General features: G+C 42.6%; 21 protein-coding genes and 1 pseudogene. 12 read left to right on the forward strand and 10 right to left on the reverse strand.

The annotated features are described in order from the left end of the window. Window positions 1-20 precede the first annotated feature (20 nt). Both IT084_RS07250 and IT084_RS07255 read left to right on the forward strand, forming a co-directional pair. The gene (locus IT084_RS07250; RefSeq protein WP_195712188.1) at window positions 21-692 is read left to right on the forward strand and encodes a cyclase family protein; all 672 of its coding nucleotides are present in this window, start codon (window positions 21-23) and stop codon (window positions 690-692) included. Window positions 693-989: 297 nt separating this feature from the next. Continuing rightward, on the forward strand, window positions 990-1,808 hold the full coding sequence (locus IT084_RS07255) for a DUF1524 domain-containing protein (protein WP_195712189.1): 819 nt from the start codon (window positions 990-992) through the stop codon (window positions 1,806-1,808). On the opposite strand, the gene IT084_RS07260 is transcribed toward IT084_RS07255, so the two are convergent. Together IT084_RS07260 and xerA are read right to left on the reverse strand one after the other, a co-directional pair. Next, complete coding sequence (locus tag IT084_RS07260) at window positions 1,805-2,044, reverse strand: hypothetical protein (RefSeq protein ID WP_195712257.1); 240 nt, start codon at window positions 2,042-2,044, stop codon at window positions 1,805-1,807. The genes IT084_RS07255 and IT084_RS07260 overlap by 4 nt on opposite strands. Window positions 2,045-2,190: 146 nt before the next feature. Beyond that, window positions 2,191-2,967 (reverse strand): annotated as a pseudogene (xerA, locus tag IT084_RS07265) (site-specific tyrosine recombinase/integron integrase); the annotation flags it as partial. A 178-nt stretch (window positions 2,968-3,145) separates the two neighbouring features. Here xerA and IT084_RS07270 point away from each other — a divergent pair. The 10 genes from IT084_RS07270 to IT084_RS18985 all read left to right on the forward strand — a co-directional run bounded on the left by IT084_RS07270 (window position 3,146) and on the right by IT084_RS18985 (window position 17,595). Continuing rightward, window positions 3,146-3,748 (forward strand): DUF1819 family protein, encoded by a 603-nt coding sequence (locus IT084_RS07270; protein ID WP_195712190.1) that lies wholly within the window; start codon window positions 3,146-3,148, stop codon window positions 3,746-3,748. Between the two features lie 3 nt (window positions 3,749-3,751). Next, complete coding sequence (locus IT084_RS07275) at window positions 3,752-4,330, forward strand: DUF1788 domain-containing protein (protein WP_195712191.1); 579 nt, start codon at window positions 3,752-3,754, stop codon at window positions 4,328-4,330. Window positions 4,331-4,360: 30 nt separating this feature from the next. After that, window positions 4,361-7,918, forward strand: coding sequence for a BREX system P-loop protein BrxC (gene brxC, locus IT084_RS07280; protein WP_195712192.1), 3,558 nt, complete (start codon window positions 4,361-4,363; stop codon window positions 7,916-7,918). 18 nt (window positions 7,919-7,936) lie between these two features. Next, the gene (gene pglX / locus IT084_RS07285; protein ID WP_195712193.1) at window positions 7,937-11,494 is read left to right on the forward strand and encodes a BREX-1 system adenine-specific DNA-methyltransferase PglX; all 3,558 of its coding nucleotides are present in this window, start codon (window positions 7,937-7,939) and stop codon (window positions 11,492-11,494) included. A gap of 16 nt (window positions 11,495-11,510) precedes the next feature. After that, a complete protein-coding gene (locus IT084_RS07290; RefSeq protein WP_195712194.1) occupies window positions 11,511-11,858 on the forward strand; it encodes a nucleotidyltransferase domain-containing protein in 348 nt (115 codons plus the stop codon). Between the two features lie 61 nt (window positions 11,859-11,919). Further along, window positions 11,920-14,481, forward strand: a complete 2,562-nt coding sequence (gene pglZ, locus IT084_RS07295) for a BREX-1 system phosphatase PglZ type A (protein ID WP_195712195.1) — start codon at window positions 11,920-11,922, stop codon at window positions 14,479-14,481. Between the two features lie 41 nt (window positions 14,482-14,522). After that, entirely contained in the window at window positions 14,523-16,583 is a 2,061-nt protein-coding gene (gene brxL / locus IT084_RS07300; RefSeq protein WP_195712196.1) for a protease Lon-related BREX system protein BrxL, read from the forward strand. A gap of 6 nt (window positions 16,584-16,589) precedes the next feature. Continuing rightward, window positions 16,590-17,024, forward strand: a complete 435-nt coding sequence (locus IT084_RS07305) for a hypothetical protein (RefSeq protein ID WP_195712197.1) — start codon at window positions 16,590-16,592, stop codon at window positions 17,022-17,024. A 7-nt stretch (window positions 17,025-17,031) separates the two neighbouring features. Beyond that, window positions 17,032-17,190: a hypothetical protein gene (locus IT084_RS07310; protein ID WP_195712198.1), complete on the forward strand. Its 159-nt coding sequence runs from the start codon at window positions 17,032-17,034 to the stop codon at window positions 17,188-17,190. Window positions 17,191-17,358: 168 nt separating this feature from the next. Beyond that, window positions 17,359-17,595 carry an ATP-binding protein gene (locus tag IT084_RS18985; protein ID WP_195712259.1) on the forward strand — a complete coding sequence of 79 codons (237 nt, stop codon included), beginning with the start codon at window positions 17,359-17,361 and terminating at the stop codon, window positions 17,593-17,595. A gap of 43 nt (window positions 17,596-17,638) precedes the next feature. Here IT084_RS18985 and IT084_RS07320 read toward each other — a convergent pair whose 3' ends face one another. The 8 genes from IT084_RS07320 to IT084_RS07355 form a co-directional block, all read right to left on the reverse strand. Then, window positions 17,639-18,103: a Mov34/MPN/PAD-1 family protein gene (locus IT084_RS07320; RefSeq protein ID WP_195712199.1), complete on the reverse strand. Its 465-nt coding sequence runs from the start codon at window positions 18,101-18,103 to the stop codon at window positions 17,639-17,641. Continuing rightward, entirely contained in the window at window positions 18,093-19,862 is a 1,770-nt protein-coding gene (locus IT084_RS07325; protein ID WP_195712200.1) for a ThiF family adenylyltransferase, read from the reverse strand. Before IT084_RS07325 ends, IT084_RS07320 begins: the two co-directional genes overlap by 11 nt. 1 nt (window position 19,863) lies before the next feature. Next, a complete protein-coding gene (locus IT084_RS07330; protein WP_195712201.1) occupies window positions 19,864-20,841 on the reverse strand; it encodes a CBASS cGAMP synthase in 978 nt (325 codons plus the stop codon). Between the two features lie 15 nt (window positions 20,842-20,856). Beyond that, entirely contained in the window at window positions 20,857-21,825 is a 969-nt protein-coding gene (locus IT084_RS07335) for a CBASS cGAMP-activated phospholipase (protein WP_195712202.1), read from the reverse strand. Between the two features lie 592 nt (window positions 21,826-22,417). Next, window positions 22,418-23,437, reverse strand: coding sequence for a spore photoproduct lyase (splB, locus tag IT084_RS07340; RefSeq protein ID WP_243276823.1), 1,020 nt, complete (start codon window positions 23,435-23,437; stop codon window positions 22,418-22,420). 115 nt (window positions 23,438-23,552) lie between these two features. Continuing rightward, window positions 23,553-23,696, reverse strand: a complete 144-nt coding sequence (locus tag IT084_RS07345) for a hypothetical protein (RefSeq protein WP_313885443.1) — start codon at window positions 23,694-23,696, stop codon at window positions 23,553-23,555. A 173-nt stretch (window positions 23,697-23,869) separates the two neighbouring features. After that, the gene (locus tag IT084_RS07350) at window positions 23,870-24,379 is read right to left on the reverse strand and encodes a hypothetical protein (RefSeq protein ID WP_195712204.1); all 510 of its coding nucleotides are present in this window, start codon (window positions 24,377-24,379) and stop codon (window positions 23,870-23,872) included. After that, a complete protein-coding gene (locus tag IT084_RS07355) occupies window positions 24,376-24,756 on the reverse strand; it encodes a nucleotidyltransferase family protein (RefSeq protein WP_195712205.1) in 381 nt (126 codons plus the stop codon). Before IT084_RS07355 ends, IT084_RS07350 begins: the two co-directional genes overlap by 4 nt. Window positions 24,757-24,864 lie beyond the last annotated feature (108 nt).

Here is a 24,864-nt window from a genome sequence, read left to right on the forward strand (position 1 = left end):
AAAAAAGATGAGGTGATAAAATGTATAAATTATTGTCATATCCAATGAGCAAACGTATGCCCTTATTCGCCAATAATCCGCAAATGAAAATATGGCCCGAGTCTTCTATGGAAAATGGAGACCCTTATGAACAATTTTTTATTGAAACAGTTAATCATAATGGTACACATATAGACGCACCACGTCATTTTAACCCCCGGGGTGCTCGAATCGCTGAACTTCCAATCGAAAATTTTGTTTTTCATCATCCTGTCGTTATAGACCTGCCCAAGGGCAAAGGAGAGCTTATTAAAGCTGCTGATTTGGAACCACTGGCAGATTCTATTGCAAATGCAGACCTGCTGTTAATCCGTACAGGGTTTGGAAAAATCCGCGATTACGACCCGCATGTGTATGGGAATGAAAACCCGGGGTTTCATCCTTCCGCCGCTGAATTTTTTTTGGAAAATTTACCCGTGCTAAAAGCTATTGGCATGGATTTTCCATCAGCCACATCTGCTCTGCATATATCTGAAGGAATCGCATTTCACCAGATTATTTTAGGAAAAAACGCTACAGATGGCCGGGCTATTTTGCTTATAGAGGATGTCAATTTAAATCAGGATTTATCCGGACTACGTAGAGTTTACGCGTTGCCCTTGCTAATTGAAGGTATCGATAGTGCTCCCTGTACAATCTTAGGAGAATTCTAGTTTCAATCCCTTATTGTATTAAAAAACATAGCAGGCACACCCCGGCTTTTTTACTGTTATTCTTGACCGTGTTTTCGGTTATGTCATAACCGGAGGGCTGAACTATCCTGCCGGGCGGCCTGCTGGTAATGTCAAAAAGTGAAATTTTCCGAGACCTTATTGAGAAAAATATGCTTTTGTGGAAGGAACAAGCATAGATATATAGAAATGGCTAATATTAGCACTGGGTGCAAGCATGATCAGCCCGGTGATTTTTTTAGTCTGGATGATTAATTGATAGGAGGAACCAAAACAAAAATGCTCGTATTGGACGGCCAGAAGCGCCTCCAGAGCCTCTTTATCGGTCTGAAAGGCAGTTATGAAAAGAAGGAATTATATTTCGATATTTTAAGCGGAGAACTGGTTGCCCCGGAGGATATCAGGTTCCGGTTCAAATTCATTGAGAGCGAAAAAGCAAAACTGCCCTGGGTGAAATTCAAAGACCTGGTATTTAGCACAGATGAGTATGACGAGATAAGCGAAAATATTATCACCAGCTTTGACCGGGAATTAACTATTGACGAAAAGAAAACCATAAGAAAGAATGTGGCAAGGATTGTCAGGGTTTTTCAGACGGAAGAAAATATTGTCTACCAGGAACTGGACAGCGTTGATAAACCCAACCTATACATTGCCAGGGAAACAATTTTTGATCAATACTACGGGTCAAAGAACGTCCATTTAATTTTCAACATTTGGTATAAGGACTTTAACTATCACCCATCATTTCAAAACAACAGCCCGCAGGTTGATCACATTTTTCCACAAAGCCTGCTGAAATCCGTAAAAATACAAAATCCCAACACCGGTCGAAGAGATGTTCTCAAGTATAAATGGTGGGACAGGGATCAGATTGCCAATCTGATGCTGCTGACCCAACAGGAAAACGGGGCAGGCGGTAAGAGCGACACTTCTCCGGAGGAATGGTTCAAAGATAAATCTGACGATTACCTGGATTTGCACCTTATACCAAAGGATAAAGAATTGTGGAAACTGGAGAATTATGAAAAGTTTATTGAGGAAAGAAAAAAATTAATTGAAAAGAAATTCAGTTATTTAATAATAAAGGAAAATTAATGTTTTTGTGGGGGGTAGGGGTAGAGCTTAAATTTTGCAGGGGGAAAATGCACAAAACATTCGTAGAAATAAGGTACTACGAATGGCAGTCGCCCAAGAGACCGAAATTTTAGAGGCGGCCTTTTTTGGCCCTTGCCCGTCACCCATGCTGTTCTATTTACAAGATCAACGTCCGTTACATTCAAGGCCACCAGTTCACAGCGCCGGCAGCCCGAGGAAAGTAAAAATTCAACGATGGCCCGGTCCCGTAGTCAGAGATTGTTAGGGGCCTTTTGTTGGCCAATTTCAGGCTCATTAAAAATTCATTTATAATGGCTTTTGTTGTAGCATCGATTTCGATATCTTCCAGTACCCAGTACTTTGGTTTCAAATGATCATCTTCCTATTGATAACTGTCGTACTGCTTCTTCCTGGCCTTGGCGCTGAGCCGGGTGTAAATTCTGGTACTGTTAATATTGGCATGTCCCAATAGCTCTTGGATATAGCTTTGGGGCATGTCTTTTTCGGCCAGGTGGGCGGCATAAGTGTGCCTTAAAGTATGGGGGGTAACTTTAAACCCCAAGTCAAGATTTGCCGTATAATGCTTTAAGATTAACTCAACCCAAGCCGGGCTCAAAGGTTTACCCCTTTTGTTGGTAAAAAGATACGGGCTTTTTACCTTTCTTGCTGCCAGGTATGCTTTAAGTCTTTCAGCACACTCCGCCGTAAACAGTACAAACCGCTCTTTATCCCCTTTTCCCTTGCGAATCCAAATTTGCCTGGTATCCCACTTGATGTCTTCCAGCCGGATATTGAGTAGCTCACTGATCCGAACCCCGGTGGCATACAGGGTTTCAATTATGGCCCTCTCCCGGGGGTGCTCTTTGGCCTCTTCCATAAGCTGCGCCAGGGCGGCCTTGTCTAAATAAACCGGTGGGGAATCTTTTACCCTTGGCAAGTCGATATTCAAGGTTGGGTCCTTGGAAAGCAAATCCTCTTCCATGCAGTACCGGTAAAAAAACTTCAAAGCGGCCAGTTTTAACCGGATCGAACGGGGCATCAGCCCGTCAAGTTGCATCAGCCAGGCCCTAATATCCATGGCTTTAACCTCGTCATATTCCTTTGAGCAGCAGTTAAAGAACTGGCGCAATGCGATTTGGTAACTTTTTACCGTTTCCCGGGAGAACCTGGCTTGGTTGTCTTTAAAAAAAGTGTTATAACATCATTTGTTTTTTGCATGAAATATTACTCCTTAATCTTCCTGTACCAGGATATGGTATCTTCTGATAACAAAAGTTTATATTACAGTATAAAATGTTATAATGATATAAAAAGTGGCCCGGAGGATTAGACATAATATGGAAAATAACCCAAATTACTCAACAACAATCAAATCAATGCCTTTTCTATTTTTAGAGGTAAAAAAGGCTGCAAGCCTTAAAATACAAGGGCTAAGCTATCCCGAAATTTTAAGCCGTTCAATAAACGATAACATTTTTCAGGTCAACACAGAGAGCAGAAAAAAAGAAATTGCTGCGGCAGTTATCAAAAGGCTTAAAGTTTTAGATGATTATCTAATAAAAAAAATTGTTAATGGTAGTATTGATACCGGCAAACAAGTGGCACTTTATGCCCTCATGAAAACCGACAGGCTTTTCTATGAGTTTATGCAGGAAGTTTACAGGGAAAAATGCCTGCTGCACGATTTTACTATCAACGATGCTGACTTTAATATTTTTTTTCAGAAAAAATCCGAGCAGTCAGAAGTAATAGCTTCCTGGAGCGATTACACGTACTACAAAATGAAGCAGGTGTACAAAAGAGTACTCCGCGAAGCCGGGCTGGCTAAGAAACAAAAAAAGGCAATTATGATAACCCGCCCTGTGGTTGAGAAAGATTTGACGGAGCATCTCCGGGAAATAGGGGACAACCATTACTTAAAGGCCATGCTGGGGGAATAGGATATGACCATTTACGAAAGATTAGACAAAATTATGCCCAGGATACTCGAAAAAAGATTCCGTGAGAACAAGGGACTGGGTAATGAAATTGGCTACTACATATTTGACTACGACCCAAAGGATGAGCTGCTTGTTAGGGAACATATATCGTTTATCAAGCAAAAGGTCAACAGTGAACATTCAGAGGTTAAAATAAAAGAATTTGACCTTTATGACATCATGATCGAAATATTGGAGCAAAAAGGATACCTGACCAAGGTAATGGAAATGGAAGCCACCAAAGGGAGTGATAAAGTAATCAACCCCATTAAGAGGACCCTGCGGCTTACTCAAAAGAATGACCTGATCGTTGACTATATAAAAAATAATGTCACCCCAAACGACATCGTGTTTCTTACAGGGGTGGGCAAAGCCTGGCCCATCATTCGCTCCCATACAGTTTTGAACAACCTGCATAGCGCCATAGATAATGTGCCTGTTGTAATGTTCTTTCCCGGCCGGTACGACGGCCAGGAACTTCGTTTATTCGAGGAATTCAAGGACGATAATTATTACCGTGCTTTTAAACTGGTAGAAAGGTAAAATACATACCCTAAAAAGGGAGGGTGCCTCATGCAAGTTGGCAAAATGTTTGAAAAAAATATTTTTAGAGACATCAAAGGGGTAATTAAAATTGGCCAGAATGATGAAGATAATATTCATCAAGAACTGGAAGAATATGTAGTCACCAGGGAATTGACCCGCCATTTCAGCGACTTTTTTGAGGCTTACAAAAAAAGCATTCACGATTACACAGACAAAATGGGCGTATGGATATCGGGCTTCTTTGGCAGTGGTAAATCTCACTTTTTAAAGATTTTGTCTTACCTGCTGGATAATCCGGAAGTTAAGGGCAAAAAAGCGGTTGAATACTTTAATGAGAAAATTGCAGACCCGGTGGTTCTAGCTGATATCAATACCGCGGCGGGAGTAAGCTCCGATGTTATACTTTTCAACATCGATTCCAAGTCCGACTCGGATTCCAAGGTTTACAAAGACGCTATCGTAAAAGTGTTCATGAAAGTGTTTAACGAGAAACTGGGTTTTTGCGGTTCCATGCCCTGGGTGGCGGAACTGGAAAGACAACTGTGCAAAGACGGCACTTACCAGGCCTTTAAAGATAAGTTTCAAGAACTTTCCGGCAACACCTGGGAAGAGGCCAGAGAAGATTTTTATTTTGAGGAAGACAACATCGTGCAAGCCCTGGCGGCAACCACCAGGATGAGCGAAGAAGCTGCCAGGAACTGGTACCTCAAAGCAGAAGAAAATTATACATTGAGCATTGAAAAATTTGCCCGTCTGGTTAAGGAGTACATCGAGTCCAGGGGTAACAACCACCATGTTGTTTTTTTGGTGGATGAAATGGGCCAGTATATCGGTGATAACACCAAGCTGATGTTAAACCTGCAAACCCTGGTTGAAGACCTGGGTACCCAGTGCGGGGGCAAAGCCTGGGTTATTGTTACCAGTCAACAGGACATAGATTCCATTACCAAAGTCAAGGGCAATGATTTTTCCAAAATACAGGGGCGTTTTAGCACCCGCCTGAGCCTATCCAGCGCCAACGTGGATGAGGTGATAAAAAAACGCATTCTCTTGAAAAACCAAGTAGCAAGAGATACCTTAAAGCTGTTATACGAAGAAAAAAGCGCCATATTAAAGAATTTATTTACCTTCTCCGCGGACACCGCCGAGATGAAGACTTACCGGGATGCGGAAGAATTTGTCCAGGTCTACCCCTTTGTTCCCTACCAGTTTAAACTTCTTCAATCTGTATTTACGGCCATCAGGCTGCACGGGGCATCCGGCAAACACCTGGCCGAAGGCGAAAGGTCTCTCCTGAGCGCGTTCCAGGAGGCAGCCATGCAGTATGCTGACCGGGAAACCGGCACCCTGGTGCCTTTTTCCGCTTTTTATAAACCCATTGAATCTTTTTTGGACCATAATATCAGCACCGTGATTATTCAGGCCGGGGATAACGACCGCCTTGTAGAAGAAGACGTGGAAATCCTTCAACTATTATTCATGATTAAATATGTCAAGGAAATGCCGGCGAACCTGGAAAACCTGGCCACTTTGATGGTCAGTCATATAGACGATGACAAGGTAGAGTTGAAGAAGAGGATTGAGGCCTCTCTGAAGCGCCTGCTCAAGGAGACCTTAATTCAGAAAAATGGTAACGAATACGATTTTCTCACCCACGCGGAACAGGATGTCAACAGGGAGATTAAAAATATCCCCGTTGATATGGGTGAGGTTATCCTTAAAGTCGGTGAAATTATTTTTGAGCAGATTTATCAAGACAAAAAATACCGTTACAGTGCCCGGTACAATTTCGGTTTTAATCAAATTATTGATGACCGGCCCAGGGGTAACCAGAACAATGAAATCGGTATCAAGATTATAACCCCTTACTATGCAACGGGACCGGATATATCGGAGCAAGCCCTGAGGCTTATGTCAGCCCGGGACAACCACTTGATTGTGAAGCTACCGGCGGACACGTCTTTCCTGGAAGAAATGGAAGAAGTCATCCGCATTGAAACATTTTTACAGCAAAAAAGCGGCGCTTCTTTGACTCCAGAGTGGGAGGAAATAAAAGCGAGAAAGTACAGGGAAGTTTCGGAACGAAAAAAGCGCGTTCAGGAATTACTTAACGACGCTTTGGCTGAAGCCGAAGTTTATGTGAATATGCAAAAGCTCGATATCAAAGAAAAGAACCCTGTTTTAAAAATAAACACCGGGTTCAAGGCACTTATTGAAAGCATTTATACCAAACTGGACTATATAGTCGATTTTGTTGAAAGCCCCAAAGAGCTTAATGATATCTTGGCCGGTGGCGGTTTGCAAATAACATTAACCGGTGATAAACCAAACCAGCTGGCCCTGGACGAAATACACAGCCATATTGAAAGAAACACCCAGAGAAACATACCGGTTACCATGAAGGGGTTAATCGATATGTACACTAGGGCCCCTTATGGTTGGAAGGATCTGGACGTGGCGGGCTGCGTGGCGGAGCTTTTCAAAGCCGGTGAAATCAAGTTGCAGATGGGCCACGAATACCTGGGACCGGATGATCAAGATCTGGTTAAATACCTGACCAAAAGGGATTATACCGACAGGCTATTAGTGAAAAAGAGAATTAAAACGCCCCCGCATCTTATACAAAATGCCAGGAAGTTGGCCAAAGAATTATTTAGTCATATAGCTTCGAGTGATGAAGACGGTTTGATGAAAAAAATCCAAGACAAGGTCCGTGATGAACTGGCAGAAATTCAACGGCTGCTGGTTCACTATGAAAGGGAAAATTATCCGGGCCGTGATGTGCTGGAAAACGGCCAAAGATTATTGAGCGCGATAGTTAAAATCAAGGATACCAGGGATTTTTACGAACAGTTGAACCAGTACAAGGATGACTTGCTCAATTACGCCGATTACGTAACGGATGTCAAGAAGTTTTTTAACAACCAGCGGGAACACTTTGACAATGCACTTGAAAAGCTGAGAATCTACGAGAAAAACAAATCTTACGTGCTGGATACCGAAACCATAAAGGTTGTTGAAGCAATTGAAAAAATAGTCAAAGCTCAGGAACCTTATTCCCAAATCCACAAATTGCCCAGCCTGGTTCAGGAATTTGAAGAAAGGTTCGCCATGCTATTGGAAATCGAATGCCGGCCGGTACGCCAGGTTATAGAAAGAGATTACCGGAAGGTCAAAGACGAGCTGGTTCAGTATGCGTTTAAGGATGAGTTGGGGCCCAAATTCCGGGCTAGTTTTGAGGAATTAAAAAATAGACTGGACCGGGCCAATAACTTTTTTGAGGCTATTGCCATGAAGGAAGAAAGCGACCGGCTAAAAATGCGTTGCCTGCAGGAAATAACCGAGAAAAAAGCACGGGAACAGGCCACCGGGCTTCCGGGTAATGGCGAACGTGCCGGACGGGAACATGTAGTTGAGGAAAAAGAAAAATACCGCCACAAAAGAACAGTCCATGTCAGCGTGACCAATATTTTGCATGGCGCATCAACTATTGAAACTCGTGAGGATATAGACAAAGTGTTGCAACTGATTCGCGGGAAATTGGAAAGCGAGCTGAAAGAGGATATTATTATAAAGCTGGTTTAACAAGCAGGAGGAGCGGAAATGAACAAGTCGGCCATAAAAAAATTTGCCACTGCGGCTCGCAGAAAATTGATGGATGCCGTTACCCAAAAAGCATACGAAGTTGGCATTACCAGGAATGAAATTAAGGAAGTTGAAGTTTTTCAGGGCGGATTCCGGGTTAACGGCAGGGTTTTCAAAGAACACGAATTAAAACAGCGGGAGGAATTGATCAACCGCATCCGGGCCAAGGGTTTTGACCAGGTGGTGGAGGAAGTGGCTTATACCTGGTTCAACCGTTTTATCGCCCTGCGCTTCATGGAAGTAAATGATTACCTGCCCACGGGGGTCAGGGTGCTGTCTTCCCTGGATAAAAACCGGTTCGAGCCGGACATTGTCAGGGAAGCTTTAAACCTGGACCTGGATATTGACCATGACCTCGTCTATCAATACCAGGACAATAACGATACCGAAGGTTTATATAAATATTTGCTCATAAAGCAGTGCAATGAACTGGCCCGCATCATGCCGGGCATATTTGAACAAATTGCGGATTACACCGAGCTGCTGCTGCCGGATTATCTGCTCACCGAGGGGTCGGTAATCAGGGACCTGGTGGAAACCATCGACGAAGACGACTTCAAAGAGCAGGTGGAAATTATCGGCTGGCTTTACCAGTACTATATCGCCGAGAAAAAAGACCAGGTTTTCGCCAACCTGAAAAAAAACATCAAAATAACCAAGGAAAACATTCCCGCCGCCACTCAGCTGTTTACCCCGGAATGGATCGTCAAGTACATGGTGGAAAACTCCCTGGGCCGCCTGTGGCTTGAATCCCACCCCAACGATGAGTTGAAAGCCAAGTGGAAGTATTACCTGGAAGAAGCGGAGCAGGAGCCCGAGGTGCAAAAGCAGCTTGAAGCCCTCCGCAACCCGGATATGAGCCCGGAAGACATCAAGGTGCTGGACCCGGCAATGGGCAGCGGGCACATACTGGTCTATGCTTTTGATGTGCTGTATGACATCTACCTGTCGGCGGGGTATTCCGAAAGGGATATCCCCAGGCTGATCCTGGAAAAGAACTTGTACGGGCTGGACATCTGCGACCGGGCCGGGCAACTGGCTTACTTTGCCCTGATGATGCGGGCCAGGGGCAAGAACCGCAGGATTTTCAGGGAAAAGCTGGATTTAAACGTTTGCTCCATACAGGAAAGCAATGGCATCCCCGGGGAAGCGGCGGACTACTTTGCCGGCGGGGATAAAGGTTTAAAGAAAGACTTTCAGTATTTGATTGACGTGTTCCATGACGCCAAGGAATACGGTTCCATCTTGAACGTCGAGCCGGTTGATTTTGACGCCTTGGAGAAAAGGCTGGAGGAAATAAGGGAGCAGGGTGCGGGTGATTTGTTTACCGCAGCGTATAGGAAGGCTATTTTGGAGAAAGTGCCTGCGCTAATAAAGCAAGCAAGGATAATGAGTGGGAAGTATGATGTTGTAGTAACTAATCCTCCTTATATGGGGAGAAAAGGTATGAATGCTATATTAGTTGATTACGTGGACAAATATTATACTAAAACCAAAAGTGATTTATGTACTGTTTTTATTGAAAAGTGCTTAGATTTATCTAATAGGAATGGATTTGCAACTTTAGTTACTATGCATTCATGGATGTTTTTGGGTTCATTTGAAAAATTCAGAAAGGAAATCATCAAGGCTGTTAGTATATATTCAATACTACACTTGGGCATGGAAGCATTTGAAAATATTATTGGAAAAGTTGTTCAAACGACGGCATTTGTTTTAAGAAAAATCAAAACTAATATTTATATACCACATAGTATTAGGTTAGTGGATTATTATGATTCAAATAAATATGAAAAAGAGAGGCAATTTTTTAATTTAAATAACAGGTATTCATCTATTATGCAAAGCGATTTTTTAAAAATTGATGGAGCACCTATTGCATATTGGGCTAGTAAAAATATTATGGACATTTTTTCCAAAAGCGTTACGTTAAATAAGATTGCTGACCCCAAGCAAGGATTGGCAACTGGAAAAAACGATAGATTTCTAAAAATATGGTTTGAAGTAGGTATAAATAATACAGTCTTAAATTGTACAGATAGAAAAGAAGCATTATTAACAAATAAAAAATGGTTTCCTTGTAATAAAGGTGGCGCCATGCGTAAATGGTATGGCAATAACCTTTATGTTGTAAACTGGAAAAATGATGGCCTAGATATAAAAAATTTCAAAGGATCCGTAATAAGAAATGAAAAATATTATTTCAAAAAAGGTTTAACTTGGTCATCTTTGACTTCTGCTTCATTAACAGTGAGATATAGCCCGGTAGGTTTTTTATTTGAAACAAAAGGATCTGTATGTTTTCCTCATAATGAAGAAAATTTTCTGTATTTATTAGCTTATCTAAATTCAAAACTTGTAAATTATATAATAAAGATGATTTCTCCTAATTTAGATTATCATGAGGGGCCATTGGGTAAACTACCCATCATTATTAGAAATAATAAAATTATTGATAGTCTGGTTAAACATAATATTAGTATATCTAAATTTGACTGGGATTCTTTTGAAACATCCTGGGACTTTAAACAACACCCATTAATAGAATACTCTGCACTTAAAAATAATTTAGTTTCAACTAAAATTGAAACAGCGTTTAATAGGTGGCAAGATTTTACCACTAAACAATTCACCCAACTTAAACACAACGAAGAAGAACTAAACCGCATTTTCATAGAAATCTACGGCCTGCAGGACGAACTGACTCCCGAAGTAGATGACAAAGACATCACCATTAGCAAAGCAGACAGAGAACGCGACATAAAATCCTTTATCTCCTATGCCGTGGGCTGCATGTTCGGCCGTTACTCCCTGGACGAGGAGGGGTTGGTTTACGCCGGGGGCGAGTTTGACCCCGGTAGGTACAAAACCTTCAAAGCGGATGAAGATAATGTCATACCCATACTGGATGATGTTTATTTTGAGGAAGGCGAGGATATCGTTGGCCGCTTTGTGGAATTTGTCAAGGTGACCTTCGGTGAAGAAACCCTGGAGGAAAACCTGGACTATATTGCGGAAACCCTGAAGAAAAAAACCGGGGAAACTTCCCGGCAGACCATTAGAAGGTATTTCTTGAATGATTTTTACAAAGACCACGTGAAAACATACAAGAAAAGGCCTATTTACTGGTTGTTTGATTCAGGCAAGCATAATGGTTTTAAGGCCCTGATTTACATGCACCGCTACGACCCTTACACCGTGGCCCGGGTAAGGACCGACTACCTGCACAAGGTGCAGAAAAAATATGAAGCAGAAATGGAACGGCTGGAAATGATAATTCAATCAGACGTCTCCCAGGCGGAAAAAAACAAGGCCCGGAAAAAGAAAGAGCATATTGCCAGGCAAATGAAGGAGTGCATGGAGTATGACCAGGTCATCGCCCACGTGGCCAACCAAAAAATCGAGATCGACCTGGATGACGGTGTAAAAGTAAATTACGCCAAGTTCCAGGGTGTGAAAATCCCCCGGGGTGAGGGCAAAAAACCATTAAAGGCCGATTTGCTGGCCAAAATATAAATAGAGGTGTTTTCAAATGAAACGAAAATCGTTATCTGAAACGGAAAATAGAGTATTAAAGGGGTTCATAGAGTATTTAACAAATTTATATCCTGAACAGGTGGTTTCAATTGAGTTATTCGGTTCCAAGGCCCGCGGAAACGCGGAACCCGATTCGGATATAGATTTATTGATTATTGTTCAAGACCGGAATAACATTGACCGCAGTAAGATATACGATTACGTGCTTGATGCCGAATTAAATCATGGAATAAACATCTCTTTAAAAATATACAACAAGGATGACTATAATAAACTGGTTAAAATGAATGTTCCCTTTGCCACCAACGTTCAAAAAGAGGGAGTTACTTTATGGACGATGTAAATTATAAAGATTTGGCACTCTATCGCATTGAAATGAGCTATTACTCAAAGCGGGTGAAACAATGAACCTGGGTGAAGTTAAAAAGGTGCTGGACGGTATGTTGAATCAAGAGCCTTCCGACGGTAGGAGGCGCAACATTGTTTTTTGGTATGACGATAACGCTGAGTTTGAAGAAGAAATAAAAGAATTACAGCTGGATAATGCCAAGATAATAAAACTAACTGCCAGTAACTGTTTTGCCGTCAAATACCGGCTGGAAAAAGCGGATCCGGAATCCAATTATCTTATTTATTGCCCCGCACCCAAACCGGTGCCCCGGGAAAACTGGTTGCTGGATACTTTAAAGTACAGCCGTGAGTTTTCCACCGATAAAACCACCGTTATTATGCGGGACTTGGGTGTGAGGGACGCTTCGCTGCGAAACGTTTTTAAAAAGTATGCCAAGTTCTTTAATAATAAAGAAAGGTATAATAAATTCGCTTCTTATAATATTCAAGATTACACCGAAAAAAAAGTGGATATTGCTGTTTTGTCAGTCCTGTGCCGGCTGCCGGTGCCGGACCTGGGAACAGTGGTTAAAACAATACTTATGGCTGAAACAAATGGGGAAAACAAGTACATGGAAGCCGTGGAGAAGTTCGGTGACCCGGACACCTTCTGGCGGCTTATGAAAGATGCCTATGGGTATGACCTGGCGGAAAGAAATATTGAGAAGTTGCTGGTAATGTTTTTAGTTACTCACCTGAGTTATGATTTGTCCGTGGAAATACCCGAAACCTGGCGTAAATATATTTCAAAACGCCAGGCGGAAGTCGTTGTTTTTGTTAATCATTTCATGCACCATGCGACACACGGCCAGGTATTCAACCGGCTGGCTAACTGGGTGGAGAATCTTTTAAACCTCCAGGAGTACATCTCCAACTGGGATATAGAACATTTTATTAAATGCGATACTTTTAAGGTTTTTGACGAGGTGATTATTACAAGATTAATCAACAACTTGATAATGGACGTGGGTGAATTTGAGAAGTATAGAAAAATTATCAATAATCGCAAGCCCACCCACTGGTTTGAACTGTTTAAGGACGAGTATGACCTCCTATACAATGCAATGGAAATTTTACGCCTGGAAAAGGAACTGAATAAAACCATCAAGGGCCAAAGGGCATACGAATTATTGGATTCCTATACCAGAGAGTATTATTTACTGGACTATTTTTACAGGAAATTTTACACTGCTTATGACCGGATAGAAAATAAGGAGCCTTTTGGGCAACTGTGTGAAAAGGTGGAAAACACTTATACTCATTGGTTCTTAAACGAGTTGTCGGTCAAATGGGCTGCGGCTTTGCAACAAGAACCCCCGGGTGAGTGGAGACTGCAAGGAGCTTCTCCACAGGATGGTTTTTATTTGGAATACATAGCCAGGCATTTAAGAAAAGGTGAAAGGGTTTTTGTGATTATCTCCGATGCTTTGCGATACGAGGCGGCCAGGGAGTTCAGCAATATATTGAATACTGAAAGAAAAGGGGCCACTAGAATATTTCACCTGCTGGGCGTTTTGCCGTCATGTACCAAACTGGGCATGGCCGCCTTGCTGCCGCATAAAAGCATAGAGTATAACGATAAGGCGGAAGTTTTGGTTGATGGCACAAATGTCCAGGGCATCGAGGGACGCCGCAGGGTATTGCTGAACTACAATGAGGATGCGGTGGCGGTAGCATATAATGAAATCAAGGATATCAAAAGGCAGGAATTCAAGGACTATTTTGAAGGCAAAAAATTAATTTATATCTATCATAATGGTATTGACGCCGTTGGCGATCACGCAGCTACCGAGCGGGAAGTTTTTAATGCCGTGGAAAAGTCAATTACCGATTTGCGCCAGCTGATCAAAAACCTGGTCAACAATTTAAGCGCCACGCACATATATATCACGGCTGACCATGGGTTCATCTACCGGAGATCGGCATTACAGGAGTGCGATAAAATACCCCGGCCTGCAGGCGAGGCTTTGGAGGTTGGCAAAAGATTTATGCTGACCGATGAAAATAAAGATTTCGAAGGGACCCTGGCTTTTTCCATGCGCTACATACTTGGCAAAGATATCAATCTTAAAGTGGTTGTTCCCCGGGGGGTCAATATCTTCAAGATACAGGGCGCGGGGGTGAACTACCTACATGGTGGAGCCTCATTGCAGGAAATCGTCATCCCGGTTATTAAATTCAAGAACGACCGGAGCAAGTCCGACGCCCTAGCGGTAAAAAAGGTGGAAGTCAAGCTCACCAATATATCTCGCAAAATTACCAACCGTATTACCTACCTGGAATTTTTTCAGGTCCAAAAGGTGGAAGACAAGTATGTTCCCATCCGCTTAAAAATTTACTTTACGGATGAAGAGGGCCGCAGGATATCCAATGAAAATATTATTATTGCCGAAAGCAGGTCCGCCAGGCCTGAAGAACGCACTTTCCGGGAAAAGTTTACTTTAAGGGACATGCCCTATGACAAGGGGAAAAAATACTACCTTGTCCTGGAAGATGAAGACGAACCGGTGGAGAGGATTTATCAAAAAATCCCCTTTGTTATAGATCTGGCCATTGTTAGTGGTTTTGATTTTTAAAATATTATTTTTTTAATTAGAAAACAGGCGAGGGTGTTAGCATGGATAGTTTGGACAGGGATGGGGCCGGTAGTGCCGGTCTGAACGAGAAGCTAAATAAATTTTTTGCCGGCCGGGTGGTAAGAAAAGACCTGACCAAAAAGATTAAAGAAGGGGCCAATGTACCCGTATACGTGCTGGAATACCTGCTGGGCATGTATTGCGCTACAGATGATGAAGACAGTATTAACGAGGGTGTGGAACGGGTCAAGCAGATTTTGGCCAGCAATTTTGTGCGACCCGACGAAGCGGAAAAAATAAAATCTAAAATTCGGGAAACCGGTCAGTATACAGTAATAGATAAGGTGACTGTGCGGTTAAACGAAAAGAAAGATATTTATGAAGCTGAGTTTTCCAACCTGGGTCTAAAAGGCGTGGGCATTGCTCCCCATTATGTCAAAGAGTTTGAAAAACTTCTGGCCGGCGGGATTTGGTGCATTTTAAAAATGGGTTATTTATATGACGAGGAAGTTAAAGACACCAGCCCTTTTATCATTAACAATCTAACTCCCATTCAAATGCCTAATTTAGACTTGGATGAAATATTGCATAACAGAAGCTATTTCACCAAAGAAGAGTGGATTGATATACTTTTAAGGTCCGTGGGCATGGAGCCAACCCGGTTGGAGTACAGCGTAAAATGGCACCTGCTGGCCCGAATGATTCCCCTGGTGGAGAATAACTACAATTTATGTGAACTGGGGCCGCGGGGAACGGGAAAATCCCATATCTACAAAGAAATATCCCCCAACTCCATTTTAATTTCCGGTGGTCAGACCACTGTGGCCAATCTTTTTTATAACATGGCCAGTAGAAAAATCGGCCTTGTGGGTTTGTGGGATACAGTGGCTTTTGATGAAGTGGCCGGCATTACTTTTAAAGATAAAGACGGCATTCAAATTATGAAAGATTACATGGCTTCAGGGTCATTTGCCCGGGGAAAAGAAGAGAAAAACGCTTCGGCTTCCATGGTCTTCGTGGGCAATATCAACCAGAGCGTGGATGTATTGCTCAAAACATCCCACCTGTTTGAACCTTTTCCTGCCGCTATGGCTTATGATGCCGCCTTTTTTGACCGGATGCATTTTTATATCCCCGGCTGGGAGATTCCCAAAATGAGGCCGGAATTTTTCACCGATGAGTACGGCTTTATTACTGATTATATAGCGGAATTCTTCCGGGAAATGAGGAAGAGATCTTTTACCGATGCCTTTGACAGGTACTTCAGGCTGGGCAATAACCTAAACCAAAGAGATGTGATAGCTGTAAGGAAAACCGTATCGGGACTGGTAAAGTTAATTTACCCCAATGGCGAATTTACCAGGGACGACATAGAAGAGATATTGCGATACGCCCTGGTGGGTAGGAGAAGGGTCAAAGAACAGCTTAAAAAAATTGGCGGCATGGAGTTTTATGATGTTCATTTCTCTTATATTGATAACGATACCTTAATTGAGGAATTTGTGTCAGTGCCGGAGCAGGGTGGCGGCAAGCTCATCCCCGAAGGCATGTACAAGCCCGGCCATATTTACACGGTGGCCCACGGGGATTCCGGCATGATAGGTGTTTATAAAATAGAAACAGAAGTTGTTCCCGGCTCCGGTAGATTTGACAGAACCGGCCTCGGCTCGTGTCGTGAGGCCAAAGAAAGCATTGCCACTGCTTTTAATTATTTCAAAGCCAACAAAAAGAATATTAGCGGTACTATATCCGTACAAAACAATGATTTTTTGATGCATGTTCAGGACCTGCAAGGCATTGGATTAACTTCGGAGCTTTCGCTGGTTGCATTTATCGCCCTTTGTTCCGGCGCTCTTAGGAAGCCGGTTCAAAGCCAGCTGGTGGTGTTGGGGTCCATGAGCATAGGTGGAACAATCAATAAAGTGGAGGAATTGGCCAATATTATGCAAGTGTGTTTTGACGCGGGAGCTAAAAAGATATTGCTGCCTATGGCTTCCGCTGTTGATATACCAACGGTTCCTCCGGAGTTGTTTGCCAAATTCCAAATTTCTTTTTATCAAAGTCCCGAGGATGCGGTTTTTAAGGCGCTTGGGGTTGAGTGATATTTTATGAATAAAAAACCCGAGGAAGCTAAAAAACAACAGCTCACCCGGCAGGTGATAATTCAAAAACTGGAACAGACCCTTAAAACAGCCGGCCCTAAGGCCCTGTTGGGCAACCGCGGGTACCAGCGCTACCTGAAGATGGACAAAAAAGCAGTCACCATAAACGAGGAAGCTGTTAAAGAAGATGCCAAATATGACGGTAAATACATCCTGCGCACCAACTGCGACCTGCCACCGGATGAAATAGCCCTGGGTTACAAAGGCCTGTGGCAGGTGGAAAGGGCGTTTCGTTCCCTGAAGAGAGCACCTTCTGGACTTAAGGCCCATCTACCACTGGAAAGAAGAACGGGTGCGCGGTCACATATTTGTCTGTTTTCTGGCTTTTGTACTGTAGGTGATGCTGGCCAAGCGGCTCAAAGACAGCAAACTCTGTTTTAAAGATGTAATGCAGGATCTGCGTACATTACAAGCCGTCAAGCTTAACGTGGGCGAAGAGCAGTTTATTCTCCGCACCGAACTCAAAGGGCACGCTTACGATGTGTTCAAGGCAATCGGTTGCAGGTCGCCGAACAGGATTATGGAGCACAATGTTTCTGGCAAATAAAGGGGAGCGTAGTGGTACGTCTATTTGGTGTGCCCGCAAAGCGTTGATTTTACTGGATTCTATTGTGGTTGGGTGTCAAAGTTGAGTCTAACTAAATGGAGCTTTTGGTGTTGGACGACTAGGACTGACTACGTTAGTGAAACTGTCGGCCGTGATTTTCTGTAAGTTATTAAGGATCGCTATCAACTTCGTTCTATCATCATAGCCAGTCAGTTGCCACTGGAGAATTGGCATGGTGTGTTACCGGATCCCATGGTGACTGACGTCATACTGGACTGGAAGAGCACTGAACGATTAATTGTGGACCAGCTGGGTGATTTAAATCGTAATCGTTGGTCGTTTAGACTGGAGTATATAACCATTTCTGGCAACGGATCGGCAACGGTAGCAACGATACAAAAATAAAAAATCAATAGATGTATGTTTGGTCCGGCGTAATTAGGTGTTACTATAGCCTGCTTAACTTATTTAAAACATGTCCCTTTTTTTGATAACCCACATAAAGATCATTTTCTCCCAAGCCTACAATAACCAAAAACAAAAAATCAATCTCCATCCTTGAATACTTTAACATATTTTGAATAAGCTTCTTATCCTCATTGGAAGGAAACGGGTTTAGAACCGGATGTGTATGCCACTCCCCGAGATATATACGTGTCCCATTACTTTTAGCCCAAGCAGCGTCTACCACCATTTGAGCCCTTTTTACATTTCTAATAAAAAAGAATTGGCCAGCCTTGTCACATAGAGAAGGTGTAGTAATTTCATCAATTACAATTTTTGTATCGAAGACCTGCCCAAGTAAAATTCCGCCAGATTCTTTACGTTTTCCTGTTTGACGATATTTATTAAACTGTTCAAGAACTTTATCGGTAAATTCTAATACTAACTTATTGCTTACTTTATATTTCACTCCTACAATCCTCGCAAAAATACTTATCCGGTATTGCTGTTTCATAAACAGAGTAACTACTTTTGCTAATCCATTTTGACTCCATTGGACGATTAAGTTTTCTGAACTTTCTTAAATCCCCCAGCCAAGTGAAAACAGTATTCTCAGTTAATCGGTTACTATTTGCTTTTATTATAAACTTGGATAGCTCGAATAAATAACCGTCAATCTCCAAAGCTCCATACGGCACAAACGAAGTCTGGCACCCAGCTTCTCGCTTTGTATACTGCCCCGGGTTTTTAAGAACACTTTCCCGGAATATAAGTTTTTCATTAAATAAGCACCTTAGGCATCCTCTATTATCAGGGTGAATGTATACCGCATGTCCTGCTGCCAAGTATGGTTCCACCCAAATAAAAAGTAACGGGCTTTTAATTATTGATTCATTAATAAGACGATTAAGCCTGAACTCTATGGCTATATTTCCAATAGCCACAATATTCAAGTCGAAACTATTTAAAAATTCCTGGTTTTCAACTAATATTTCAGTTATATCCTTCTCTAAAGTAGATATTTTTAGGTGTGGGTAATGTTTTTGAAGCAAATCTTGGATTGCTTTTGTTTTATACCTGTCTACATAGGAGGCCCCGCAAAGGTGCCTTGCTATATTATCAAAACTTAACTTTTCATGGTCTATTAAGCATAGGTGGTTAACCCCCATTTTGACAAGCTTGTCTGTAAGATTACTCCCAATCGAACCGCACCCTATTACTGATACTTTTACATCTTTGAGTGGGGACATACCGTCTCCACCTCGGTAAAACAATCTTTCTTTATCAGCTCTTATTACATGTAAAAGGGATACAGGATTCTTAGCGAAGTCTCTTATAAGTTCCAACTCCACTGGGGCCTTACCAGGTCTAAATCCTTTAGAATGTTTTATTATTTTCTTTCTTTTTCCGATGCTCTCTTCTTTGTATGGCTTGTTGTGTTTCCATGCTCCGAAGAAATATCCGTGCTGCAGTGGGATTGAAAAGAGGATATATGACGGCCTATCATTGTTACGCAAGAATTTCAACAGCTCTTTTAAACTGTCAGGGTCGTTTTCCTTTAACGTCGAATAAATCTCTTTATTCATCTTTGGAAAAGGAGGATACCCAAGCCCTTTTAAAGGTAAATACAACGCTGTTTTTGTTATGTCTTCAATACAGTTATCACGAAATTTATCCAGCCAATTCTTTGCGTGAAGGCGAGATTTTGCAAAAATTCCACCAACACAGTCACCATCATAATATTTATAGATGCAAATCATTTCCGGTTTTTCAGCCGGAGGTACAATAGAATAATAAACCTCTTGTATGTCCTGGTCCCAGTATGCTGAGTACTCATCTATAAAATCTTCCCGATTAGACCCTTTAATGCCTTTTTGGAGATTGTCACGGGCTCTATTAAGTATTTCTATAATAATCCCCTCGGGGTTGTCTGCATTCGGTATCACTTCATGTTCATCAAAGGTGCAAAGGACCTTTTCGGAGTTAAGGTGTGGAATAGGGTAGATTTTATTAAAAAGTTCCTCTTCAACTAATACCTTAGGTATACTATCCGGAAAATTAAAGGGCAGTTGTAAAATAATACCAACATTCTTTATATGACAGTCTAATTCGAGAATTATTTTATATGCTCTGTCACCGGATATATTATCATCCAGTGGCAAAGCATTGTATTTCTCTTTTAGGAAGACCTCTGCACGTTTTTGGGCGCTTTCATAAAACTCTTTCAAGCTAAGCTGACCTGCCATCATATTTCCACAGACCAGCAGGCTCGGTAGTGACCTTGGCTGAATCATTTTCTTTTTTGGGTGGGTCATATTTTGGATACCTGTCTCCGAGGAGTTCCTGCCATTTTAACGATGCCTGTTCTTTTTCGTCATCTTCAAGTTCAAGAGCCTCGTTTCCTTTATTACAGAGGTTTTTCAGTTTATTAAGGAAATTGTTTTTCCTTGTTTCCGACCATCCATCAAGTAAATCGTCATAGGGCACCACAGGGGTTTTGATGCTAAAGCTATCTTCCAAGTTGTCTAGTATGTTTTTGGCTGTACCTACTAGAGCCTCATCGTCCCTGTTATCTGATCCATAGAAATGATCTGCAACGAGAACAGTAAAGATCATCCCGCTGGGCATTTTTGTACTGGCCCCTTGATTTTGGTAATCAGCCCACGCCTTAAAGTATTTAATCAACCTTCTAAACTGCTCTCCTTTATTAGTTAACTGCCCTCTAAACCAGTCAATAAATGCCCTGGGGTCACTTGCACTCCACCCTTTGCTTTTGTGTGCATGTTGGGGCACATCGTTTTTCATTGCGTATATGGGAAGATCAACATGGTAATTATTTTTATAAATGACCCTGACACACGTATTCTTATCTACCGGAGGTGTAGATGTATGATCTTTAACTGCCTCCATTACCCAATTGTGCATCGTCGCTGGTGTCGGCCAATTACTGTCATCATTTTCATCAAGGTGTTGTAGATATATTCCATCATCTATATCATATTCCCCATCAAGAGGGTTGACTGTGGTACCCATCATATAGGATCCCTGGCCGTGAAATTTAGGAGCCTTCACCTTTTTTGTATCTTTGAAATATTTTCGTATTTTATCCCTAATAGCATCTCTTGACGTCCTCAGGTATTCTTTTTTATCGGAATTAAGGGTTATTTCTTCGTGGAATTTATTAAAAAGATCGTGACAATTAGCCATAATTAATATTCCTCCTTAATCAAAAAATTGTCTAATTTCCGGCTTTGAACACCATTTATCAGATTCAGATTTCGCTAAGCTTTTAAGGATTTTAATAGCATTTGGGTCAGCCCTATCCAGTTCTATATACCGAGCATGTTCAGCTGATAAGCTTTGGCATTCAATGCGTAAATAATCCCCATCTAAGCTTTTTATAAGGTGAGTGATGTAATTATGTACTGCCTGACTCTGTGTGTCCATAGTGGTTTCAATTAGCCTTAAAGCGCATTGCCTGACAGATTGTCTCCTTTGCTTTTTTATTGACCAACCAATGTTATGACGAACATTACCCACTGAAAGGAGCTTGAATCTCTTATATTCCTTGTCGGGTCCAACATAATATGTTAATGATTCAATTATTCCAAGAAGAGAAGGATTATTTGCCCATATACCACCATCAATAAGTTGGGCACCTTCGAAGGTATCCATCAGAGCTATTGGGAAATAGGTTGGAGCGGCAGAAGTAGACAGGGCTACGTCAACAAGAAGATGTTCGGGATCCCTGGTAAATTCAGGTTGATGAGGAGTTTTAAACACTATATTATCACCGTTAGTTAGGTTTACTGCTGGAATAAGCACTATCGGGCGGTCGATATCTTTCATTCTTTTTGTACTAAATACTTCTGTAAGGGATTTCTTTAGCTCATTATCAGAGTATTTTGACCTAATTAAAAACTGTTTGCCCATTGCCAGTTTTCTGGATAGAGAGTTGGTGTATGGAAATATGCTGGGCCCTTTTGTCTCATAGAAGTTTGCAATTTCACGGGCCGTCATTCCAATAGCCAACCCCAGTGCAATTATTCCACCAGTAGACGTCCCGCATATCATGTCAAAATTTTTAACTATAGGACCGTTATGCTCCTCGATATTCGCCAGGAAAGATGCGGAGTATAAACCTTTTATACCGCCTCCATCAATAGATAGAATTTTAAATGCTTTATCCAAAAATACCACCTTCGCAAACTTTTCGAATTTTAGGTAGAATTAAATGAGACATTTTCTGCCTGAAGCTTGACCTTAAAAAAGTCAAAAAATTGGCAATTCAAAACTCAAGGTTTTGTAATCAGTTGACATCAAGTGAAAGGAAATAATTTACTATGCTATAGTCCGGCCATACAAATTTATCACACTGGAAACCTAACCCTCTTTCCATATTCAACTTTAATATGTATTTTTAGCCATAAACTTCTATATTCCTGCTTAGCGAAATGTTTTTTGCTCTGAAATAGGAAGCCCAATCCTTAAAAAACTATATGCTCCCTCCGGCTTCTTCTAGGCCTGCTGAGCGGACTGTTCCGCTTTCCGGTCAATATTTTAGGTGCGAGCAAAGCCAGGTGAATACCCTGCCGTCCATGGTCAAGCACGAGCCGACAGGCCTTACCTCTCAAGCGCAGATCCTCTCCCAAACCAACCGATAGGTAAGCCGAAACAACTTTGGCAAAAAATAAGACAACTGAACAATTAAGTTTGAATTCACGATACAGATTACCATTTTCAAAATAGTTTGCATATTCCTTAGATAAATATGAAAAATTTCTTACACCAAATACTCCACTTTTGCCCCCGGGAAATACCTGTCCAGCTCCCTCCGGAACAGCTCGTCCATCTCCTGCAGCGTTTCCTTTGGATAAACGTACTTGCCGTACCCGAATTGCCCGAATTTAAACTGGCGTTCCGATTCCTCCATGGGCAGTGTGGTTTCGGGGAACACCTCCAGGATGCGTTTTTTGGCGGATAAGGTGAACCGGTGGGAGATCAGTTCAAAGGTTAGATTCGCCCGGTCTATGTCTTTCAACTCTTCCGCCAGCGAGCGGATTAGTTGGGCATATTCTTCCCGCCACCCCGGGTAAATGAATACCGGGGCAATTAGAAAACCCACGGGATAGCCCGCCCCGGCCACCTTTCCGGCGGCGGCGATCCGGGCCCCGGCCGCCGGGGTGCCCTGTTCGTAGGATTTGATGATTCGTTCCGTGTTGATGCTGAAGCGAAAGCGGGTGTGCCCGTTGTGTTCCACGCCGAGCAGCGTATCCACACCGGTGAACTTGGTAACGAACCGGAACCGGCCCAGGGGTTGCCTGCCGAAAAACTCTATGGTTCTGGCCAGGGAGCCGGTATAGGGTTCTACGGGAACGGGATCGGAGGTGGCCGCCCCCTCGAAAACGGTTATTTCCGGGGCCCGATTTTTTATATAGTTTTCCGCCTGTTGTAGGATTTCTTCAATATTTACATATACCCGCACGTAAGGTTTTTTGCCCAGGGTAGTGTTTAAATAACAATACTGGCAGCGGCCGGTGCAACTGGTGCTCAGGGGCAGCTGGTAATGGGCCGAGGGCTTGCACGGGGAAAACTGCATGGTGCGGCGCACGCCAACCACCAGGGTGCTTTTGGCTTCCAGGTAGGCTTCCCGGGGGGTTTTGCCGGGGATGCCCGTGACCCGGTTGTGGCTGCCGGTCACGGTTACCGGAATCTTGTCCGCTTTGAATTTTTGGTAGAGCCGTTGCCCCAGGGGGTAATCCAGTGCCTCCCGTTCAAAGAACACTCGCTTGGGAATAAACAAATCAACCACCTCGGGGTTAGATTCCCCGGAGGTGGTGTTATCCATACGGTTTCATGGTAACAGGGCAAATTGTATTAATCAAGCATGTTTCAGCATAGAGGCACCCCATTCACTGTCACTCAAGGCAAGGGTACAGGGTTTGCCGGGGGTTTGCCCGGCCTGATGACCACCGGAAGAATGCGCAGATAGGAAAGGACGAGAAGCCTGTTCCAAAGTCATCCAATGCCAAAAGACATCCAAGACTTTTAATCCTGCGCACCCATCGCTCAGCCCGAAATATGTCTGTTACGGCAGCGGTTTCGGTTATCTCAAATCCTGTCAATCAAGAGGAGAGCACTCTTTTGTCCTCGTTTTGCTTTTGCCACCGCGCGTTGAATAGTTGTTTCCAGGAAAAACAGAACCTCTCTTAATGTGAGAAATAGCGGTGATACCCTATCCTTCGGGCATTATTTTTTTCATTGTCTGTATAAAGGAATAAACTTCCTTTTCAACGCAGTTGGTGATTTGGGGAAACTTGTTCAGTAAATCAACAATTCTTTCCGAGGATAGGTTGAATCCATATACATTTCTAAATACATGCCGGAATGCCCTGAATTCGTCCAGCATAGCTGCTGTTTCTTTGGAAAGAAGTGGCGGTCTTACTTCCGGTATGTCCATTGTCATTCTTATCAATAATTCGCGATGCCATTGTTCTCCAACAGGCAACTTTTCATCTATTTCCCTGGCAACGGTTTTAAATATATTCTCAACCGCTACATAAAAATCGTGAAGAATAGAACCAACGGCCCTTAAAACAAAAGTATCTCCCGGAGGAAGGGCGGATTTTATCCTTTTTTTTGTGCCAGTCAGGCCTTTGCCCGAAAGCTCTTTATGAAGACCTTCGATGTTATCAATTTCTTGTTTGATACGGCTGGCAACAACTGCGAATTGTTTGCGAGTCATAGAAGAATTCCCTCTTTTCTGGCTTCTTCGCGCAGGCCGGGTGTGGCATCCTCGCTTAAGACAACATTAACCACCAGTGGTGCGGTTATTTCCTCCAGTTCAATTAACATCTTCCAGTAACTGATTTCTGCAGGAAAGCCCTCAACAAAAAGATCAATATCGGACCTCTCGGAAAAATGTCTTCCCCGGGCCAAAGAGCCATAAAGGTATACAGCACTGACATTGTATTTTTTCTTTAAGTGACCGGCGGCGGCTACTGCTTTATCATAAGCGATTTGGCGCAGCTTTTCCATGGCTTCTTTTTTTTGTTTCGTCCTTTGCTGCCAGGCTCGGCGCAAGTTTTCAAGATATTCTTGATTAACTGGTTCACTTTTCATGATCATTTCGCCCCTTGAACATTTATATGGCGAGCTCATTTGCTAATTACAGGTGAACATCTCCACCGGTCGCACATTGGCTTGTTTACAACTTTACACCCGCGATTT

The sequence above is a fragment of the Desulfallas sp. Bu1-1 genome, from assembly GCF_015594625.1.
In the GTDB taxonomy this organism is placed as follows: domain Bacteria; phylum Bacillota; class Desulfotomaculia; order Desulfotomaculales; family Desulfallaceae; genus JADNRQ01.